Origin of the sequence: Streptomyces panacea (assembly GCF_040560175.1) — a bacterium.
In the GTDB taxonomy this organism is placed as follows: domain Bacteria; phylum Actinomycetota; class Actinomycetes; order Streptomycetales; family Streptomycetaceae; genus Streptomyces; species Streptomyces panacea.
In genome coordinates, this window is record NZ_JARJHW010000011.1 from 57563 (window position 1) to 76766 (window position 19204).

At 71.4% G+C, this 19204-nt stretch carries 14 protein-coding genes and 3 pseudogenes; 5 read left to right on the forward strand and 12 right to left on the reverse strand.

All coding sequences use genetic code 11. The annotated features are described in order from the left end of the window. Positions 1 to 277 precede the first annotated feature (277 nt). From P3L51_RS05085 to P3L51_RS05095, 3 genes are read left to right on the forward strand one after another with little or no spacing between them, the layout of a single operon-like run. Positions 278 to 1930, forward strand: a complete 1653-nt coding sequence (locus P3L51_RS05085; RefSeq protein WP_354603817.1) for a PP2C family protein-serine/threonine phosphatase — start codon at positions 278 to 280, stop codon at positions 1928 to 1930. Beyond that, positions 1927 to 3108, forward strand: coding sequence for a cobalamin B12-binding domain-containing protein (locus P3L51_RS05090; RefSeq protein WP_354603818.1), 1182 nt, complete (start codon positions 1927 to 1929; stop codon positions 3106 to 3108). Before P3L51_RS05085 ends, P3L51_RS05090 begins: the two co-directional genes overlap by 4 nt. Next, positions 3105 to 3503, forward strand: coding sequence for an STAS domain-containing protein (locus P3L51_RS05095; protein WP_354603819.1), 399 nt, complete (start codon positions 3105 to 3107; stop codon positions 3501 to 3503). The genes P3L51_RS05090 and P3L51_RS05095 overlap by 4 nt, the downstream gene beginning before the upstream one ends. A gap of 965 nt (positions 3504 to 4468) precedes the next feature. On the opposite strand, the pseudogene P3L51_RS05100 reads toward P3L51_RS05095, so the two are convergent. From P3L51_RS05100 to map, 7 genes and pseudogenes are all read right to left on the reverse strand, one after another. Further along, positions 4469 to 4597: pseudogene (locus P3L51_RS05100) on the reverse strand (YnfA family protein); the annotation flags it as partial. A 57-nt stretch (positions 4598 to 4654) separates the two neighbouring features. Then, the gene (locus tag P3L51_RS05105; protein WP_354603820.1) at positions 4655 to 5326 is read right to left on the reverse strand and encodes a MerR family DNA-binding protein; all 672 of its coding nucleotides are present in this window, start codon (positions 5324 to 5326) and stop codon (positions 4655 to 4657) included. 19 nt (positions 5327 to 5345) lie between these two features. Further along, a complete protein-coding gene (locus P3L51_RS05110; RefSeq protein ID WP_354603821.1) occupies positions 5346 to 6614 on the reverse strand; it encodes an APC family permease in 1269 nt (422 codons plus the stop codon). A gap of 121 nt (positions 6615 to 6735) precedes the next feature. Continuing rightward, positions 6736 to 6943, reverse strand: a pseudogene (locus P3L51_RS05115) (sulfite exporter TauE/SafE family protein); the annotation flags it as partial. A gap of 545 nt (positions 6944 to 7488) precedes the next feature. Next, complete coding sequence (gene tpg, locus P3L51_RS05120) at positions 7489 to 8046, reverse strand: telomere-protecting terminal protein Tpg (RefSeq protein WP_354603822.1); 558 nt, start codon at positions 8044 to 8046, stop codon at positions 7489 to 7491. Positions 8047 to 8052: 6 nt separating this feature from the next. Further along, positions 8053 to 10290: a telomere-associated protein Tap gene (tap, locus tag P3L51_RS05125; protein WP_354603823.1), complete on the reverse strand. Its 2238-nt coding sequence runs from the start codon at positions 10288 to 10290 to the stop codon at positions 8053 to 8055. 342 nt (positions 10291 to 10632) lie between these two features. Beyond that, positions 10633 to 11448, reverse strand: a complete 816-nt coding sequence (gene map, locus P3L51_RS05130; RefSeq protein ID WP_354603824.1) for a type I methionyl aminopeptidase — start codon at positions 11446 to 11448, stop codon at positions 10633 to 10635. Between the two features lie 94 nt (positions 11449 to 11542). On the opposite strand from map, the gene P3L51_RS05135 reads away from it, so the two are divergent. Next, entirely contained in the window at positions 11543 to 11809 is a 267-nt protein-coding gene (locus tag P3L51_RS05135; protein ID WP_354603825.1) for a helix-turn-helix domain-containing protein, read from the forward strand. 33 nt (positions 11810 to 11842) lie between these two features. Here the strand turns inward: P3L51_RS05135 and P3L51_RS05140 are convergent. The 3 genes and pseudogenes from P3L51_RS05140 to P3L51_RS05150 form a co-directional block, all read right to left on the reverse strand. Then, positions 11843 to 12385 (reverse strand): annotated as a pseudogene (locus P3L51_RS05140) (HEAT repeat domain-containing protein); the annotation flags it as partial. A 234-nt stretch (positions 12386 to 12619) separates the two neighbouring features. Then, on the reverse strand, positions 12620 to 14329 hold the full coding sequence (locus tag P3L51_RS05145) for a glycoside hydrolase family 6 protein (RefSeq protein WP_354603826.1): 1710 nt from the start codon (positions 14327 to 14329) through the stop codon (positions 12620 to 12622). Between the two features lie 661 nt (positions 14330 to 14990). Next, on the reverse strand, positions 14991 to 15968 hold the full coding sequence (locus P3L51_RS05150) for an aldo/keto reductase (RefSeq protein ID WP_354603827.1): 978 nt from the start codon (positions 15966 to 15968) through the stop codon (positions 14991 to 14993). A 275-nt stretch (positions 15969 to 16243) separates the two neighbouring features. Here P3L51_RS05150 and P3L51_RS05155 point away from each other — a divergent pair, with 275 nt between their 5' ends. Next, positions 16244 to 17083 carry a helix-turn-helix transcriptional regulator gene (locus P3L51_RS05155; RefSeq protein ID WP_354603828.1) on the forward strand — a complete coding sequence of 280 codons (840 nt, stop codon included), beginning with the start codon at positions 16244 to 16246 and terminating at the stop codon, positions 17081 to 17083. 170 nt (positions 17084 to 17253) lie between these two features. Here P3L51_RS05155 and P3L51_RS05160 read toward each other — a convergent pair whose 3' ends face one another. Both P3L51_RS05160 and pdxA read right to left on the reverse strand, forming a co-directional pair. Further along, a complete protein-coding gene (locus tag P3L51_RS05160; protein WP_354603829.1) occupies positions 17254 to 18048 on the reverse strand; it encodes a DeoR/GlpR family DNA-binding transcription regulator in 795 nt (264 codons plus the stop codon). Between the two features lie 82 nt (positions 18049 to 18130). Next, positions 18131 to 19189 (reverse strand): 4-hydroxythreonine-4-phosphate dehydrogenase PdxA, encoded by a 1059-nt coding sequence (gene pdxA, locus P3L51_RS05165; RefSeq protein WP_354603833.1) that lies wholly within the window; start codon positions 19187 to 19189, stop codon positions 18131 to 18133. Positions 19190 to 19204: the final 15 nt, after the last annotated feature.

The following is a 19204-nucleotide window of genomic DNA, read 5'->3' on the forward strand; positions in this document are numbered from 1 at the left end:
GGTCGACCACCAGGTCAACTTGCCATGAGGGGTGCCCGACTCCGTAACGGACAGGCCGGGCCCCCGGCCGGGAGTGGCTCCGGCCGGAACGATGACTTGCGGTTTCATGCCGCTTTCGCGGTGATTTGTTGATTTTTGCCGTCAAGGTCGGAGGTGCGAGACGGTTTTCAGGGGGCAGCCGTTTCCCAAGTCGAGATGAGAGGGGTGACGGGGCCGCACAGCGGACCTCACGAGTGTGGCGACTACCGCGGAACAACCGATCGATACGGGTGGTGGCATGAAGAGATCCGCTCTCCGTCTGGCGCCGTATCCGGTGCTCGTCGTGGACGGGCACGGCGTCGTGTGCTTTCTCAACGACACCGCCTCGGCCCTGCTCCCGCACGCACGGCCCGGCGCGAAGGTGACCCGCGCGGTCCCCGAGTGGCTGGCCACCGCGCACCAGAATCTGTCCTCCGTTGGGGTCGGGAGCCGTACAGGCAGGGGATCGTCCGTGGTGGCGCCCGCCGTCAGCCTCGCCGTCCGCGGCGAGATCGGCGAGCGCGCCTTCGAGGCGCACCCCATCTGTGAGGAAACCGGTGAGGTCGTGTGGTGGCTGGTGGACGACACCGATCATCTGCTGGCCCGCAGGGCGCTGCGCATGGAGCGCGAACGGACCGCCTTTCTGGGTGACGCGTCGAACGCGCTTCTGTCGTCGCTCAATCTGGCCCGTTGCACGGCGACGACCGCGAGGCTCGCCGCCGGACACCTCGCCGACGCCGCCCTGGTGATCGAACCGCCCGGCGGCCGTGGGCTGGCGATGGTCTCGTGCACGCGCGACGGTGAGCCGGTGCGCCGACAGCTCGGCGTGGAACCCGGCCTCGTCCCCGGCCTGCCCGAGGCTCTCCAGGGCTTCCCTCCGGTGCCCTCACGCTGGATCGACCCCGCCGCCGCGCCCGCCTGGATCGTTCCCGAGGACTTCGGCACGGTCGGCTCCATAGTGGTGACCCCTCTGCCCGGCCATGGCGTGCCCGCCGGCGCCCTGGTGCTGCTCCGACGGGCGGGCCAGGCGCCGTTCACCGAGAACGAAGAGGTCTTCGCCCGGCTGTTCGCGGCCCGCGCGGGGGCCGCGCTCTCCGCGGCCAGGCTGTACGCGGAGCAGAGCTCCATCACCGAGACGCTGATGCGTGAACTGCTGCCGCCGGTGCTGCACGATGTGTCCGGCGTGGAGTTCGCCGGCGCCTACCGGCCCGCGGCCGAGAGCGAGCGTGTCGGCGGCGACTTCTACGACGTCCACCCCGCGCCCGCCGACGCGGAGGGCCAGGAGTCCCTCGTCATCCTCGGTGACGTGTGCGGCAAGGGTTTGGAGGCCGCCGTACTCACCGGGAAGATCCGCAACACGCTCCAGGCGCTGCTCCCGATGGCCGACGACCACCAGCGGGTACTCAGCCTGCTCAATGGCGCCCTGCTCAATTCACACCACACCCGATTCGCGACCCTTGTCCTCGCCTCTGCAGTACGGCACGCCGGCAGCGTGCGGTTGCGGCTGACCAGTGCCGGCCATCCGGCCCCGCTGATCGTGCGCGGCGACGGACACGTCGAGGAGGCGCGCACGCGCGGCACTCTGGTGGGCGCCCTGCCCGAGGCGACGGCCGTCACGGTGGAGGCCAGTCTCGCGCCCGGTGAGACCTGCGTGCTGTTCACGGACGGCATCACCGAGGCCAAGGGCGGCCCCCTCGGCGGCGACCTGTACGGCGAGGAGCGCCTGCACAGTGCCCTGTCCCAGTGCGCCGGGATGCCGGCCGCGGCGGTGGTGGAGCACGTCCAGATGCTGGCCTCCCAGTGGGTCCGCGGTGGACGGCACGACGACATGGCCGTGGTCGCGATCACCGCCCCGCGCAACAACCACCTCAGCGCGGTGGGTGGACGCGGACCGGGCAGGTTCACCGCATGAGTACCTCCCCGGCACATTCCGAACCGGCCGGACCGAATCCGTTCGGAGAGGCCGAACTCCGGGGCACCGCCGAGAAGTTGTGGGAGGCGGTGTCGTGCGGCGACGAGTACGCGGCGTACGGCGTTGTCCTGGGCGCCCACAGCGCGGGCGCCGACGAGGAGTCTCTCCTGCTCGATGTCATAGGCACCGTCCAGCGCAAGGTGGGCGAGGAGTGGGCGGCGAACCGGATGAGCGTGGCGATGGAGCACGCGGCGACGGCCGTCAACGACCGGGTGATCGCCGCCCTCGCGGCGCGCCACGCTCCGGACGCGGCCGGGGGGCGGCCCGGACACGTCACCGGCCGGGATCGGTCGGGACGTATCACCGGCCGGGACGGGTCCGGACGTATCACCGTCGCCTGTGTGGACGGCGAGTGGCACGCGCTCCCCGCCCGGCTGCTCGCCGAGGTGCTGCGGCTACGCGGTTGGCACGTCGACTACCTCGGCGCCCAGGTGCCCACCCCGCACCTGATCGGCCACGTGCACCGTACGGGCCCGGACGCCGTCGCCCTCTCCAGCTCTCTGGCGACCCGGCTGCCCGCCGCGCACGCCGCCATCACCGCCTGCCAGGCGGTGAGCGTCCCCGTGCTGGTCGGCGGCGCCGCCTTCGGTGACGATGGCCGCTACGCCCGGCTGCTGGGTGCCGACGCATGGGCGCCGGACGGCCGGGCCGCAGCCGATCTGCTGGCGAGGAGCCCCCTGAAACCGCCGCGCACCGGCCACCAGCCCGTCGATGACCTGCCGCATCTCGCGGATCAGGAGTACACGATGGTGCGGCGGGACAGCAGCCGCCTCGTAAGAGCGGCTCTCGCCGGACTGGAGGATCGCTTCCCCGCCGTGCGGTCCTACACCGACCGCCGGCGCCAGCACGCCGCGGAGGACCTCGGCCACATCGTCGACTTCCTGGTCGCCGCGCTCTACATGGACTGCGAGCAGATCTTCACCCGCTTCCTCACCTGGACAGCGGGCATCCTCACCGTCCGCGGCGTCCCCGCGGCCTCGCTGACACCGACCCTGGACATCCTCGGGACGGAACTGAAGGAGTTCCCCAGGGCCGGCCGCTTGATCAACCACGCCCGAGAGGCGCTGAACGGCTCAACCGTTCCCGCCACACGATCCGGATCAGGAGTGCTCCGATGACGACGATTCCGCCCGCCGGCCTGCTGCTGACTGTCTCGCTGACCAATGAGCACACCGTATGCGTGGGCATTGAGGGCGACCTCGACTACGACAGCTCCCAGCAGCTCCTCGACGAGACGTGCGGGCAACTGGCCCGCCGCACCGGCACGCGCCATCTACGCCTGGACTGCTCCCGGTTGGCGACCTGCGACTCCATGGGCCTGGCCACCCTGCTGGCGATCCACCGGGCCACCAGCGCGGCCGGGGTGCGGCTGCATCTCGACGGACGCCCCGCGTCCCTGGACCGCATCCTGCGGCTGACGGGCACCCTGAGCCACCTGACCGGCCCTCAGGCGGGCGCCGGGAGCGTCCTCGCCGAGGAACAGCAGGACGTACCCGGAGGCGAACACTCCTGAGCCGCGGGATCGCCCCGCGCCCTCCTGCGGCCCGACGGACAGGACACCGCCGACACCCTGAAAGCCCTGCGCGAACAGTGGCCGAGGGGCGCCCGGAGCTCACCGCCCGACGGAGTGAGCCGCCCCGGTCCCGGCCCGGTCGTCAGGCCGAGCCGGGCCGGGCCGGGACCGGTCAGTGGGAGGCGGGGCGGAGGGGCTGAGGCCCGGGACCGGGACCGGGACCGGGACCGGGACCGGAAGCCCGGGGTCGGGTGGTCACCGCTTGCGTCGTACGGTCGTCAACTCGAGCTCCACGCCCGGCGGCCGCGTACGACGAGGAGGGTGACCGCACCCGCGACGACCGCGGCGGCGGCGCCCGCAGCGCCCGCGATGCTTGGATCCGCACGAGCGGCGCCTTCGACGGCGTACTCGACTTCGACGCCGTCTGGTGCGACTCCGCCGATCCCAGCCGCATCCGCAGCGACCTGCACATGCGGGCGACAACCTCCACGGCAGCGACGCGGGCTATGCGGCCCTCGCGGAATCCATCGAGCTCTCCCTCTTCGAATACCCCTGACGTAGGTGGCTTCTGACGGGCCTTCGCGGGAGAAGAAGCGGTATTCGGTACGACGGTGGTGGTGGCGGTGCGCTGTCTCGCCGACAACAGGTAGTTCGTCGGCAGCGGCCGGAACACGAAGTCGTTCTTCGGCTTCCCCGCCGCCGGTCGGTCGGCCCCGATCCGGTCCGCGTGCGGGTGCCGGCCCAGCTTCGTCGTGCTGTTCGGAGGAGACCACCGTGCCTATCTTCGGGGCCCTCCCCCGCTTCCGCCCGGCCGCGCGAAGCGCACGGGTTACCGGCATCCCGAAGTCCCTTGTGGGACAACCCGTACGCACATCTGCCTGCGGGCACCGCTCCAGTACGGGTTCGGCGTCTGGCGCTCTTGGCGTTCGCGTTGGGGCGTTCGTTTTGAACTTGAGGAGGGGGCAGTTGGCGCGCGGGGTGTACATGATCACGGCAATACCCGCGAGGCAGACCAAGGCGCCGGTGATGTCGTAGCGGTCGGGGCGGTAGCCGTCGGCGATCATGACCCAGGCGATGGATCCGACGACGAAGAGTTCGACGGAGCGGGCGACAAGCACAGCGGGTCCTTCGGACGGAAAGTACGGGGCAGGTCAGCGGGGATCGGTGAACAGCTCCGCCAGCTGGCCGGCGGCTTCGGCGGGGGCGCGGACCTCCAGGTGGAGTTCGGGACCGTCAAGGTGGAGGCAGGAGTCGAAGAACGGACAACAGTTCTGCTCGGCCGCGCGGCGGACGTGGACCAGGGCGACTTCCACCGGTCCGGGGCGCGGTTTGGAGGGAGCCGTTCCATCGGTGAGGAAGTCGTGCTGCGGGTCGCACGGCTCGGCGCGATCCGGCAGGGCGTCGAGGTGGTCGAGCGCGGAGCGCAGGGTGGTACGGAAGGCCGGCAGTTCGGCGGTGCGTTCCTCGGCTGCCGTCAGCCGGGCGGCGATCCGCGGGCGCAGCCCGGCCTTCACCTCGCGGCAGGCCCCGGACTGCCATACGTCCAGCAGTTCGGCGATCTCCTCCAGCGGCAGCCCCAGGTGCTTGGCCGCCCCGATGAACGCCAGCCGCTCCACGGCTTTCTCGCCGTAGACACGGCAGCCGGAAGCGGTCCGGTCGGCGGGCAGCGGTCCAGCGTCTCGTAGAACCGCAGCGTGGTCGCCGGAACTCCGGTGCGTTCGGCAAGCTGGGAGGTCCGCATCGCGCGCATACCGCCGACCGCAGACCTTCGGGGCGACTCGAAGGTCAAGCCCGGTGCCCGGCGACTGGCCGGTGGCGGCCACCGCCCGGGGAGCTGATTGATCAAGTGACGCGGATGTGACGCAGCCCGTAGGCGGCGGCGCCGACGGCGAGGACGGCGACGCCGCTGATGACGGAGGACACCGGGAGGGCGAAGGCCAGTACGAGGCAGCCGGCCAGCCCGAGGACGGGGACGATCCGGGGCGGGCGGCCCTCGGCCGGGGTGAGGGTCCAGGCGGACGCGTTGGCGACGGCGTAGTAGGCGAGGACACCGAAGGAGGAGAAGCCGATCGCCCCGCGCACGTCCGCGGTCGCCGCAGCCGTGGCGACGACGGCGCCGACGAGGAGTTCCGCCCGGTGCGGGACCTTGAACTTCGGGTGCACGGCGGCCAGTACGTGGGGCAGGTGGTGGTCACGGGCCATGGCCAAGGTGGTGCGGGAGACGCCGAGGATCAGGGCGAGCAGCGAACCGAGTGCCGCGACCGCCGCACCGGCGCGTACGACGGGCACGAGCCAGTCGGCTCCCGCCGCCCGTGCCGCGTCAGTCAGCGGCGCGCCCGCTGCGGCGAGGCCGCCGGGGCCGAGCACGAGCAGGACGCTGACGGCCACGGCGGCGTAGACGAGGAGGGTGATGCCGAGCGCGATCGGGATGGCCCGCGGAATGGTGCGGGCCGGGTCTCGGATCTCCTCCCCGAGGGTGGCGATACGGGCGTATCCGGCGAACGCGAAGAACAGCAGCCCCGCAGCCTGGAGCACACCGCCGAATGTGGCGTCCGACCCCACGTCGAGGCGGGCCGCGTCTACGGCGCCGGAGGTGAGGGAGGCGACCGCGACGGCGACGAGCACCGCCAGGACGACGGCCACGATGACGCGGGTCAGCAGGGCGGACTTCCGCACGCCGGTGAAGTTGACCGCGGTCAGGGCCACCACGGCGGCGACGGCGACCGCGTGGGCCTGGCCGGGCCAGATGTAGGAGCCTACGGTCAGGGACATGGCCGCGCAGGACGCGGTCTTGCCGACGATGAAAGCCCAGCCGGCCAGGTAGCCCCAGAACTCGCCCAGCCGCTCACGTCCGTAGACGTATGTCCCGCCAGAGGCCGGGTAGAGGGCGGCGAGCCGCGCCGAAGAGGTCGCGTTGCAGTAGGCGACGACGGCTGCGAGGGCGAGACCGATCAGCAGGCCCGAACCGGCCGCGCGGGCGGCCGGAGCCAGCGAGGCGAAGATCCCGGCGCCGATCATCGAACCCAGGCCGATCAGAACCGCGTCCGGCACCCCGAGGCGCCGCTGGAGTTCGTCAGGGACGCCGGGGGCGGACGAGGGTGTGCTGCTCAACTTCGTCGCTCCTTGATGGCCGTGGCCGCAGAGCTTCTGACCTGCGGTCCGCGCAGACGATAGGGGATCGACCTGAACGCGCCGTGTTCTCTCGCAAGCCGTGGAGCCGTGGAGGCCGCGTGGCCGGTGCGATGCCGGCCATGGGCATGCCGCGCGCGGCGAGGATGGGCCCGAACAGGGAGCCGCCACCGATTCCGTGGATCCCGCCCACCAGGCCGGCGTCCATCGCCTGCCCGTCCCACGCGGCCGTAGCGCCAAAGGGCCCCCGGCCCGGCCACCACATTGAACGGCAGGTTCATTGGCGTGACCGCGGGGCTCGGCACGCCGAGGGCCCTGGTGCCCCGTGCCCCGGCGCCACGGTCAACAGGGCATCGGTGCAGGGCAGTTCGCCGGGCACCCTGGCGTACCCCGCGGTCTTCGGGCATGGTCCATCGCGCCCCGACGCCGAGCGTGAGCCGTTGGGAGACGTGGGCCTACGGTGGTGTCGACCTCTCCCGGCTCCCGTCGCGGAGGGTCGCCTCCGCCGACGCCTTCCGCGACCGCCGGGCGGGCATGCGGCAGGACGCCGCCCGGTCCGTTGAGGCGGTCCGCCCGCCGCCAACGGCTCGCACATCTGGATGGGCGGCGACAACTCCCTTGCCGACCGGGCCAGTTACGAGAACGAGAGCAACGAAGGCTCGGGCACCGGCAACGGAACCGGCGGCAAGAGCCAGAACTCCGCGCAGCCCGCCGGGGATTCGTCCGGCCTCTTCGGGAGCCGCCTGATGCCGCTGCTGGTCGGTGCCGGGCTGCCGATCGGCGTAGTTCCGGTCCGCAAACGGGCCACACGGTTTCCCTCAGGTACTGCCGCGCCATGGAATTCGGGGCGCGGCTGCTACAGGTCGAATTCCAGGTGTTCGATGTCGGTGAAGCGGACTTCCTCGAGGGAGCCGGCGCGGCGGCCGCCTTCCTGGAAGTAGGTCTCCTTGAGGGCTTCGGCCGCGATCTCCTGGAGCCGGGCGTCGCCGGCGCCGGCCTCCTGGGCTTCGAAGAGGCGGGCGGCGTGGTGGGGCGGGAGGGCGACGGTGAGGTGCCGGATACGGTCCTGGTCCGTGGAACCGATGGGTGCGGTGTATCCGAGGCGGGCGCGGGTGTCGATGACGATCCCGCCCGATGTCGCCGCCTTCTCCTTGGCCTTGGCCCGGATCTGCGGCTGCCAGCGCTTCTTGACCTCGGTCTCCAAGCGGGCGGCGAGGGCGGGGCGGGGCTTCTTGATCTGGTCCTTCACGTACCGCTCGACGGTGCGCTGGGAGACCCGCAGCATCTGGGCGACCGCCTTCGTGCCCTTGAGTTGCTTGACCAGGTACCGCATCTGCGCGCCCGCGCTCTTCGGTGCCGGGCGGGTGAACGCCTTCTGCACCGCGGCGTCCAGGCCGTCCCCGATGACGCTCATCGCCCGCTACTCCCCGGTGTCCTGGTCGGTGATGGTGCCGTCCTTGATGTACCGGGCGAGGTTGAGCTCGGGGGCGTTGAACTGCTCCCTCACGCCCTCGCCCCACAGCACGCTCTGCGTACCCTCGTGCTTCACGAGGCCCGGGTTGACCCCGAGCTTGAAGCCTCCCGGCAGCGGCTTGCCCTCCCGGTAGGGCAGGAAGTCCAGCGGGGACTCGCCGTCGACCGCGTACACGACGCAGTCGGACAGGACCGCGACCGGGTACTGGCCGGTGAACGCCGCGTGCTTGACGATCTTGCGGTGGAGGTTGATCCGGGTGCGGGAGATGACGGCCGCGCGGATGTCGGGCCGCCACGTCGGGCGGGACAGCGCCCGCCACGGCTGACCCGGCTTCCATCCCTCACCGCGCGGGCGCTCGCGCAGCTTTCCCAGGCCGCCCTTCACCGTGGCCTTGACGGCGGACACCATGATCGCCAGCTGAGGGTCGCGGCCTCGGTAGCCGTCCATCGCCGCGAGGAAGTCCTCCGGCGACAGGTCCGAGCCGACACCGAGGTCGGCCATCGTGGCGAGATAGGCGTCGCGCAGCCGGTTGTACCAGCCGTCCAGGTAACGGCCGTTGTCGTACCGCACCCACGCTTCCGCCGGCTGTACCTCGTAGCCCAGCTCGACCGCGTACGCGACGGTGGGCGTCGCGTACCAGGCCGGCCCCTGCGGCCGGTCCCCCTTCGGCGTGAACGGGCTCGGCAGCAGACTGCCGTCCAGCTCCACCCACTCCTTGCCGGCCTTCACGCGCGACAGGTCGACGTGGGACAGGTCGACCAGCCATGAGCCGGGCAGCTTCGGGTCGAACACCGGCGCCTCGACGTGCGTCGGCGGCTCGGCGAGGCCGACGGGCAGACCGTTGGCTCCGGCGGCGAAGGCCATGTTCACGTCCAGGCCGACGAGGTTGCGGTGCAGGCATTCGGCGTCGGTGAGCGGGCGCGCCCAGTCGTACGCCTCCTCCACGAGAACCTCCGCCGGGGTGCGGCGGTGGAATCGCGGCAGGTCGGCGAGGAGCGGATGCCCGTCCGGGGCCTCGCACGGCGCGCAGTCCACCGGGTCCTTGCCCAGACTGCCGGGGTTGTGCTCGGAGTGCCGCTTGCCCGTCGCGTCCGGTTCGGAGGCGCGGGTCGGCGGGTGCAGCGCGGTCATCAGCTCCAGGCCCGTGACGGCGGTGGAGCCGCGCGGCGTCATCACCCTCTGCGCGTACGTACCCAGCAGGCGGGCGAGTTCCGCCGGCGGAAGCTGCCCGGCCCTACCCCAGTGCCGGGTGTCGAGCGCCTGCCAGGACGGGATGCACAGCTGGACGCAGGCACGCTCCGAGCCCTGCGCCGGGCGATAGATCCGCGCCCACGGTCCGAACCCGCGCTTCGTCAGTTTCCAGTCGGCCCGGGCCAGTTGCCTGTTGGCCTTGTGGCCCTCCGGGAGCCGCCCCGCGAGCCGTTCACCCTCGGTGAGGACGACGGGCAGACCGTAGCGCTCGCATGCGGCCTCGGTCAGTACGAGCAATGGGTCGGCGGGCTTCCCCGGACCGGCCAGCTTCGGCGCGCCCAGCCTCGCCTCCGTGAGCGTCCAGTCGACCAGCGCCGGCAGACTCTTCGCGGGCACGTCCAGCACGAGGCCGCCGACGCAGTACGCCAGCACCTTCCCGTCCTCGACGTCGACGACCGCCAGCGGACCGTTCTCGAAACGCGGATCGACACCGCTCGCCGGGGCGGCATCCCTCGCCACCGGCCGACGCGACGACGGCTTGGTGGTGGCCGCCGGAGGCGGCACAGCGGCGGGGCGGAGTTCGGTGATTGCGGGAGCAGGCTCCGCCGTCGGGACAGTGGGTCGGGTGCGGGCTTCGGCCGGTTGGACCACCGCTTCGGCCGGTTCGGCTACCGGTGGCGCAGGAGCGGCAGAGACGACGGGGACGGCGCGTGTCTCGGGGACCGCCGTGTCTTCGGGGGACACCAGGGCGTTGGCGGGGTAGAGCTGGGCGAGCTGCTTCAGCATACGGGCGTATGCGTCGCGCTCCGGCGGCCGTGGTTCGGTCTTGCCGGCCTCCCAGCCGCTGACGGTCGCGCGCCGCACATGCAGTGCGGCGGCCACCTCGTCCAGCGTCAGGCCGTGCGCCTGACGCAGCCGTTTGCGTTCCGCCGGGGGCGGCAGCGGGGAGCGGGACGCGACCAGCGCGTCGACCGCGTCGAACAGCTCGGACATGCAGCACCTCCTGTGCCGCAACCCTAGCGTGAAGCGTATGTATCGCGTACCAAACGCGTACGGTCAGCGTAAATGGCGGTGAGAGCTTCACAGTTGACCATCGGTCGGAAGATCGGCGCCGCCGATGAACAGGTGCGGTTCGCTGCGGCCCTCAACGCGCCCGAGGGCGAGGTCCGGGCGGTCGTGGAGCCGAACGGCGACGAGGATGTCGCGGTGGAGGTGGCCACCGGTCTACCGCGGCGCACCGACGTCGCGTTCGGTGGGATGGTCGGACGATTGTCCGGACTGCGAGCAGCCGCGGGGTCGGGAGGCCCTCCTGCCCGCGGCCGGTGCGAGGACTCGTCAGTGGCCGGTCGCCGATGAACGCTGGCCTTCGCGTCCCTTGCTGCTCTCGGGGCGCCGGGTGAGTACGAGCGGGCCGGCCTCGGTGATGGCGACCGTGTGCTCGGAGTGGGCGGTGCGCGAGCCGTCGGCCGAGCGGATCGTCCAGCCGTCCGGATCGAAGACGATCCTGTCGGTGCCGGCGGCGAACCAGGGCTCGATCGCGATCGTCAGGCCGGGGCGCAGCTTCCAACCGCGGCCGGGGCGGCCGTTGTTGGGGATGTGCAGGTCCTCGTGCATCGTGCGGCCGATGCCGTGGCCACCGAACTCCAGGTTGACCGGGTAACCGTACTGGGCGGCGACCGCGCCGATGGCCGCCGAGATGTCACCGAGCCTGTTGCCCGGCTGGGCGGCCTTGATGGCGGATTCCAGGGCGACCTCGGTGGCCTCGATCAGCCGCAGATCCTCCTTGGCCGGGGTGCCGACGACGACGGAGTGGGCCGAGTCCGCGGACCAGCCGTCGATGCTCACGGCCATGTCCATGGTCAGCAGATCCCCGTCGCGCAGCTTGTAGCTGTGCGGCAGTCCGTGCAGCACGGCGTCGTTGACCGAGAGGCACACCACGTTACGGAACGGGCCCTTGCCGAAGGAGGGCGCGTAGTCCCAGTAGCAGGACTCCGCGCCGCGCTCCTTGATCCGGCGGCGGGCGTGATGCTCCAGGTCCAGCAGATTGACACCTACCGCGGCGAGGTCACCGAGCTCGGCCAGCACCTGGCCGACGAACTGTCCGGTGACACGCATGCGCTCGATGTCTTTGGGAGATTTGTGCTCGATCACTGCGATCCTCGATTCCCGGGGCGACCGACAGGTATATTTATACCAGAGGGTGGTGTGGTTGCCCGCCGGACACCGGCGGCTCTAGCATGTGCGCATGGTTCGTCATCCGCTCGCCCCCGAACAGATCGAGGCGGGCCGACGCCTCGGGGCGGCGCTGCGCACCGCCCGGGCCGGACGCAGCCCCGTAGAAGTGGCCCTGGCGGCAGAGATCTCGCCGGAGACCCTCCGCAAGATCGAGACCGGTCGGCTGCCGACGCCCGCGTTCGGCACCATCGTCCGGCTCAGCGAGGCACTCGGCGTACCGCTGTCCGAGCTCGCCGTCGTCTGGCGCACCGACCCTGCCCTGAGCAAGGCCTCCTAGCGGCAGTCCTTCGCCGGGTGGCCAGGGGTGGCGTCATCGCTCGTCGCGTACGGTCAAAACGTACTGCGCGACGAGCGCGACCGTGCGGTCTTCGTCGTGTGACAGATCCGCGAGGGCATGTGACGCCGCGGGTCCCGGGATGTCCGCGAGCGCCTGTGCCAGCCGTCGGCGTGCGGACGGTTCAGCGGTGCGCTGGGCGAGGCGGTCGACGAGCTGGGTAGCGATCCGGTCCGCCAGCGCGGGATCGGCAGCCAGCGCGCTCAGCGCATCGGCCGCGTCGGCATCGTTCGTCTCCTCATGCGGCTGGCCGACGACCATGGTGATGAGCGTCGGGACCGCGTCGGACACCCCACGCGCCCCGAGCGCCAGAGCCGCACACCTGCGGACCACGACGTCGGAGTTCGTGAGGGCGTCCCGCAGCGGTGCGGTCGCCTCACCGCCCGGAATCTCGGCGAGGGACCGGACGGCACGTTCGCGCACCTCAGCCACCGGCGAGCCGAGGCCCGCCGCCAACAGCGCGCATCCGCCGCCGCCCAATTGCGCCAGAGCCCATCGAAGGGCCCCGGCGACGTTCGGGGGCGGAGCTCTCGTCGGTCAGCAGCACGTCGTAGCCGCAGGCGCGGGCCGTGGTGGTGACGGCCATCGCGATCTCTGCGTCGTCACGGCGATGAGGCCGGACTCACCGCCGGCCAGGGCCCCGTTCACGGGTACCCGGTGAGATGGACCGCTTGGCGGTTTCTGCCGCGCCGCGACGGCGATGTCCTCCGGAGGCGGGTCGAAGCGCTTCGACCCGCCTCCGGAGAGCCGTTGTTACAGAGCCGGGTACGCGTTCTTCATGAGCTCCTGGAACTGGGCGGAGAACCAGTGGCCGGACACGGGTGCTCCGGCCAGCGCCCCCGACTTGTTGTTGTTGTTCCGGGGATTGCCCTCGTACGTCGGGTCACACATGCGGTCGAAGCCCTTGCCCTCGTCGTTCGGGATCGCCGTGCTCGATCCGTCGGACTCGCCCGGCGGCTTCATCCACACGTAGGCGTCGATACCCGCGGCGGGCGCGGCCTGGGGTCGTTCGCCGAGGCCGGCCCCGGACTGGTTGCACCAGTTGCCGAGGTGGATGCGCCGGTCGTAGCGACCGCCGTCGACATAGGCGTCCAGACTTGTCCTCGGCCCGGGAGCGGCGGGCCGGGCGGTGCCGCCCCAGCCGTTGCGGGAAGTGTCGATCAGCATGCCGAGGTTGGTGCCGAAGCCGAGCGAGACGAGCTTGGTGCGCATGCCCTGGGCGTAGGAGAGTTCGTCGACGTAACGGTTCCAGTCGACCCACTTGGACTGGCGGACCGAGACTCCGTTGACGGCGTCGTCGATGGTGAAGTGGTTCTCCTTCAGCGCGCTGTAGTTGGCGGTGTTGACGATGAAGCCGTGGACGTCGCCGACGGTCGCGCCCTCGGCGGTGGCGGCGGTCTTGAAGAGTTCCGCCGACGCGCCGAAGTTGTCGTCCCAGCCGAGCCAGCCGTGGTGCCCGGCGTCCACGTAGTTGTAGACGTTGGGCGCGTCGCCCAGCTTGTTCAGGGCGTAACCGACGCCCTTCACGTAATTGCCGTTCGCCTTCATCACATCGCAGTTGGGGGTGGCGGTCGGGCGCGGGGTGACGTTGGTGACGAGGTTGGGCAGAGAGTCGATCTCGACGGTCGTCACGATGCGCAGACCGGCGTACTTCTGGTCGGCGAGTATCGCGGCGATCGGGTCGATGTACTGGGTCCTGTAACGGCCGATCTCGGTCGGGCCGAGTTCTCCGTTGGAGGCGAGCGCGGCGCAGTCGCGGCCCGGCAGGTTGTAGATGACGAGTTGTACGACGAGTTCGCCGGTGCCCTTCTGCGTCAGCGCCGCGTCGAGGTGGTCGCGCAGGCCCATGCCGCTCCCGACGCCCTCGATCGCCGCGGTGCGGTCGAGCCAGACCCCCGTGGGCCGGCCGGAGATGCGGTTGCCGCCCGGCTCGGCGGCGGCCTTCGCGGACCACTCGGGGTTCACGTAGACCTTGGCGCCGGCGTAGGGGTTGTCCACACGGTTGCCGGGACCGGGCGGCTCGGTGGGCGGGTCCGTGGGGTCGACCGGGCCGGCGTTGCAGGTGACGCCGTTCAGCTTGAACGTGGCCGGTATCGCGTTGCCGCCGCTGTACGAGGCGTTGAACCCGAACGAGGTGGAGGCGCCGGTGGCGAGTGTGCCGTTGTGGGCGACGTTCCTGGCGGTGACGCCGGTGCCGCTCTGGGCGATGTCGGCGTTCCAGCCCTGGGTGACGCGCTGGTTGCCCGCGAAGGACCAGGTCAGATTCCAACCGCTCACCGCGTCACCGGTGTTGGTGACCGTGACGCCGGAGGTGAATCCGGAGTCCCACTGGGTCTGCACCGTGTAAGCGACGGTGCAGCCCGCGGCAGCGGCGGCGCTTGGGGCCGCGTCCGCGGCGGTGGCTGTTCCGGTGGCGGCTGCTGTCAGGGCGGCGGCGGCCAGTAAGGCCGTACGAGATCTCATGGCTGAAGTCACTCTCCGTCCAGGGCGCGCCGCTGGTCGCGCGCGGCCCGATGCCGAATACGGGTGGGTGCCGTTCGAAGGAGCTGATCAGTCCGGGACGTCTGGTCCGGTGCGCCGCGAGGCTGAGGAACGCCAGTGGCGCGTCAAGCCTTGAACTAGTGGGAGCGCTCCCATAGTGCGCGTGGGTCATGTCCCGGTCAAGGCTCTTGAAGAGTCGAAGTCGTTCGACAGCGAAGAGGGCCACGGGCTTCAGGAAACGACCACTCGTACGCCCCTGTGCGTGGCGGCGCCTCTCGGCGGACCGTCCGGGCCTGGTGGGCAGGACGGTCCGGTGCCGTTCGCGTTCGCGGGAGTCAGGTGTGGGGGTGGTCGCCGGTGAGTCCGGGCAGCAGCCCGGCGAGACCGTCCGCGCCGGGCCTGGTGGAGATGTACGCGGCCGGGCCGGGCCGCCCTGTCGCTCGGGTACGTTGACGGGCTGCCGGTTGACCGCGCTGGTCGAGCGTTCCAGGAGGAACACCCGGTCGCGGAAGGCGCGGGCCACGTCGTCCGAGTAGTCGTGGCTGTTGTGGCTGTTGTGGCAACCCGACAGGACCGCTCGACCACCTTCCGTACGGGCGAAGCCCGTGGGTACGGAAGACGGGAGAGGTAGGTGCCGGAGTTGTCACCGGTCGATGGTGGCCATGTTCCCCGCCTCGTGGCGCTCGCCGGAGGCCGGCGTGAGGTTGTTGAGCCGTTCGACCTGCGCGGCGGTGAGCCTGACGGCGTCGGCGGCGGTGTTCTCCTCGACGCGGGCGACCCGCTTGGTGCCGGGGATCGGGGCGATGTCGTCGCCCTGCGCGAGCAGCCAGGCCAGGGCGATCTGTGCCGGTGTCGCGTCGGCCTCGGTGGCGACGGCCTCGACCTCGTCGACGATGCGCAGGTTGCGTGGGAAGTTCTCGCCGGTGAAGCGCGGGTTGGTCTTGCGCCAGTCGTCGTCCGCGAGGTCGTCGGTGGAGCGGATCCGGCCGGTGAGGAATCCGTGGCCGAGCGGCGAGTAGGGGACGAAGCCGATGTTCAGTTCGCGCAGCAGCGGCAGGATCTCCTCCTCCACGTCCCGGGTCCAGAGGGAGTACTCGGTCTGCAGTGCGGTGACCGGGTGCACGGCATGGGCGCGGCGGATCGTGTCGGGGCCGGCCTCGGACAGGCCGTAGTGGAGGATCTTGCCCTCGGCGATCAGCTCGCCCAGCGTCCCGACGGTGTCCTCGATGGGGGTGCCGGGATCGACCCGGTGCTGGTAGTACAGGTCGATGTGGTCGGTACCGAGGCGCCTGAGGGAGCCCTCGACGGCAGTGCGGATGTTCGCCGGGCCGCTGTCGATGACGCCGGGGCCGGCGCCCGCGTGCTGGACCATACCGAACTTCGTCGCCAGGACGACCTGGTCACGGTGGCCCTTCAGTGCTTGGCCGACCAGTTCCTCGTTGGCGTACGGGCCGTAGATCTCGGCGGTGTCGAGGTGGGTGACGCCCAGGTCCAGTGCCCGGTGGATGGTTCGGATCGACTCGGCTTCGCTGCCCTGTCCGACGTTGTAGAAGCCGGACATCGACATGGCGCCGAGGCCGATCCGGGAGACGTCGAGCCCGCCCAGAGAGATGTGTTTCATCAGAGAGTTCCGTTCCTTGGGTTCCGTGGTTCCGTGGTTCCGGTTTCCGTTTCCGGTTTCCGTTTCCCGGCCGGGTGTCGGAGCGGCGGCTCATGGCCGTGCTCCGCGTGGCGGGCCCGCGGCTCCCATGATCAGTGCGGGATGCCCGGCCCGCCATCCAGGCAACCACCCGTCGCCGGCGTCCGGGCCGCCGTACGGGGCAGCGCTCTTCCGGGGGTCCCCCAGTACCTCCTTCGCGGGCGGGGACGTGCAGGAGCCCGCCGTACGGTGGAGTCATGGACCGCAGCACCGAGATCCGTGAGTTCCTGCGCACCCGCCGGGCCCGGATCACTCCCGATCAGGCCGGTCTCGCCCCGCATCCGGGCGCCCGCCGGGTGCCGGGGCTGCGGCGCGAGGAGGTCGCCCGGCTCGCCGGGGTCAGCGTCGACTACTACGTCCGCCTGGAACGTGGCCGCACCCAGGGCGTCTCCCGAATTGTCCTGGAGGCCGTCGCCCGCGCCCTGCGACTGGACGACACCGAACGCGCCCACCTCTTCGCCCTCGCCCGGCCCACGGACGCCCGTGCCCGCCGCGATCGGCCGCTCGGTCCGCAGCGGGTACACCCCGTCGTGTACGGGGCGCTGGACGCCCTCGCCGTCCCCGCGATGGTCCTGGGCCGGCGTATGGACATCCTGGCCGCCAACCGGCTCGGCTCCGCCGTCTTCACCGACTTCCAGACACGGCCGCATCGCGAGCGCAACTTCGCCCGCTTCGTCTTCCTCGACGAGGCCGCCCGCACGTTGTACGCCGACTGGGAGACGATCGCCGGCGACTGTGTGGCCACACTGCACCTGTACGCGGGACGGCACCCCGATGACCCGCGACTCGCCCAACTGACAGGGGAGTTGTCACTGCGCAGCGATACGTTCCGCCGCATGTGGGCCGCCCACGACGTCCTCGCGCACACCACCGGTACGAAACGCCTGCGCCACCCGCTCGTCGGCGACCTCACGCTCGACTACGTGGTCCTGGCCGTCGAGGGCGACCCCGACCAGACGCTCGTCATCCTGACCCCCGAGCCCGCCTCCCCGTCCGCCGAAGCCCTCGCCCGGCTCGCCGGCCGGACCGACCCCTGATCGACGGTCAGGAGCCGATGAGGTGTTCGGCACGGTCGCGCCGGGTGTGGAGGGTCCAGAGGTGGCCGATGCCCGCGCGCCGATGAACCGGCCCGCGCCGCGCGGCTGGTGGCGGCCCGGCTGTGGCTCGAACAGCACGCCCCCATGAGCGTGCTGTCTCGACGACCCCGCTACCCGGCGCCCCCGTCGGCCTGGCCGAGCCCCACCAGCGTGACCGTGATGCCCTGGCCCCGCAGGGCCTTGACCGTCTCCGGGTCCGCGTCGGTGTCGGTCACCAGGGTCCACGGCGGGGCGAGCCGGGCCCAGGCGTGGAAGGGGCGGCGGCCCAACTTCGCCGCGTGGGCGAGGACGTACACCCGCTGGGAGCGGCGGGCGACGAGCTGCTTGAGCCGGGTCTGGCGGTGGTCCGCCTCGCAGAGACCGTGTTCGGCGGTCACCCCGTCCGTTCCGAGGAACGCCCGGTCGAACGTCATCTGCTCCAGGGCGGCCTCGGCGAGCGGGCCGATGAAGCTCTGGCTGAGCGGGCGCAGGGTGCCGCCGAGGCACTGGACGTCGAGGGTGTCGACGTCGCCGAGTTCCTGAAGGGCCGTCAGACTGCTGGTGGTGACCGTGAGCGGTTTGTGGCCGCGCAGTTCGTGGGCGAGGGCGCCCACGGTCGTACCCGCGTCCAGGAAGACACTCTCGCCGGGGACTATCCGGGTGGCGGCCCAGCGCGCGATGGCCCGTTTGGCTTCGAACGCCTCCCCCGTGCGCTGGCGCAGATTCGCCTCGGGGTGCGCGGTCAGGGCCATCGCGCCGCCGTAGGTCCGGGCCAGCCGGCCCTCCGTGTGGAGCCGGGCCAGGTCCCGGCGGATGGTGGACGCGGTCACCTCGAAGGTGCGCGAGAGTTCCTCGACGCTGGCCAGTCCGGTCGTGGTGGCGAGGTGGACGATCTGATCGCGGCGGCGTGAACCCGTGACACTCACGGTGGATGTGCTCCCGTCCTGTCGTTGTCCGAGTCGGCAGCGTGACGTCCGCGTCCGCGTCGGTGGCGGTCGGCCGGAAGGGTCAGCCGGTGGGGCTGGGGGCCAGCGCGGCCGCCTGCCGAAGTGCCTCGATCATGCTACCGGGATCGGCGGTGCCGGTTCCGGCGATGTCGAAGGCGGTGCCGTGGTCCACGGAGGTGCGGATCACCGGCAGTCCGACGGTGAGGTTGACGCCCGCCTCGAGACCGAGGATCTTCACCGGGCCGTGGCCCTGGTCGTGGTACATGGCGACGATCAGGTCGTAGTCGCCGCGTCCGGCGAGGAAGAACGCGGTGTCGGCGGGCAGCGGGCCCCGGGCGTCGATACCGTCCGCGCGCAGGATCTCCAGCGCGGGGACGATCTTCTTCTCCTCCTCGCCGTAGCCGAACAGCCCGTTCTCCCCGGCGTGCGGATTGATTCCGCAGACCCCGATCACCGGGTGCTCGACCCCGGCGCGTACCAGGGCGTCGTGGCCGCGCCGGACGGTGCGCTCGACCAGGCCGGGTTCGATCCGGTTGACCGCGTCGATCAGGCCGATGTGCGTGGTGACGTGGATGACCTTGACGGTGTCGGTGGAGAGCATCATGGACACCTCCTCGACTCCGGTCAGATGCGCGAGGAGTTCGGTGTGGCCGGGGTAGAGGTGGCCGCCGGCGTGCAGGGCCTCCTTGTTGAGGGGGGCGGTGCAGATGCCCTGGACGGCGCCGGAGAGGGCGAGTTCGGCGGCGACCCGTACGTACTGGTAGGCGGCGTCGCCCGCGACGGCGGAGAGCTTGCCCCAGGGCAGGTCGGCCGGGAGCAGCCCCAGGTCGATGACGTTGATCCGGCCGGGGACGAACTCGGCGTCCCCTGGCGCTTCGACGGTGACGATCTCCACCTGGCCCGCGAGTCCCACCAGTTCCGCGGCCCGGCGCAGCCGCTCGGCGTCGCCGACGACCACGGGCCGGATACGGCTGAGCGTGCCGGGGTCCAGCAGGGCGGGGACGATCACTTCCGGGCCGATTCCGGCGCCGTCGCCCATGGTGACGGCGATGACCGGCAGCCCGTCGGTGTTCTCGGCGGTCGGTGCGGTGCCGGCGGGAGCGGTGGGGGTGGCGTTCATGAACGGGCCTTTCGC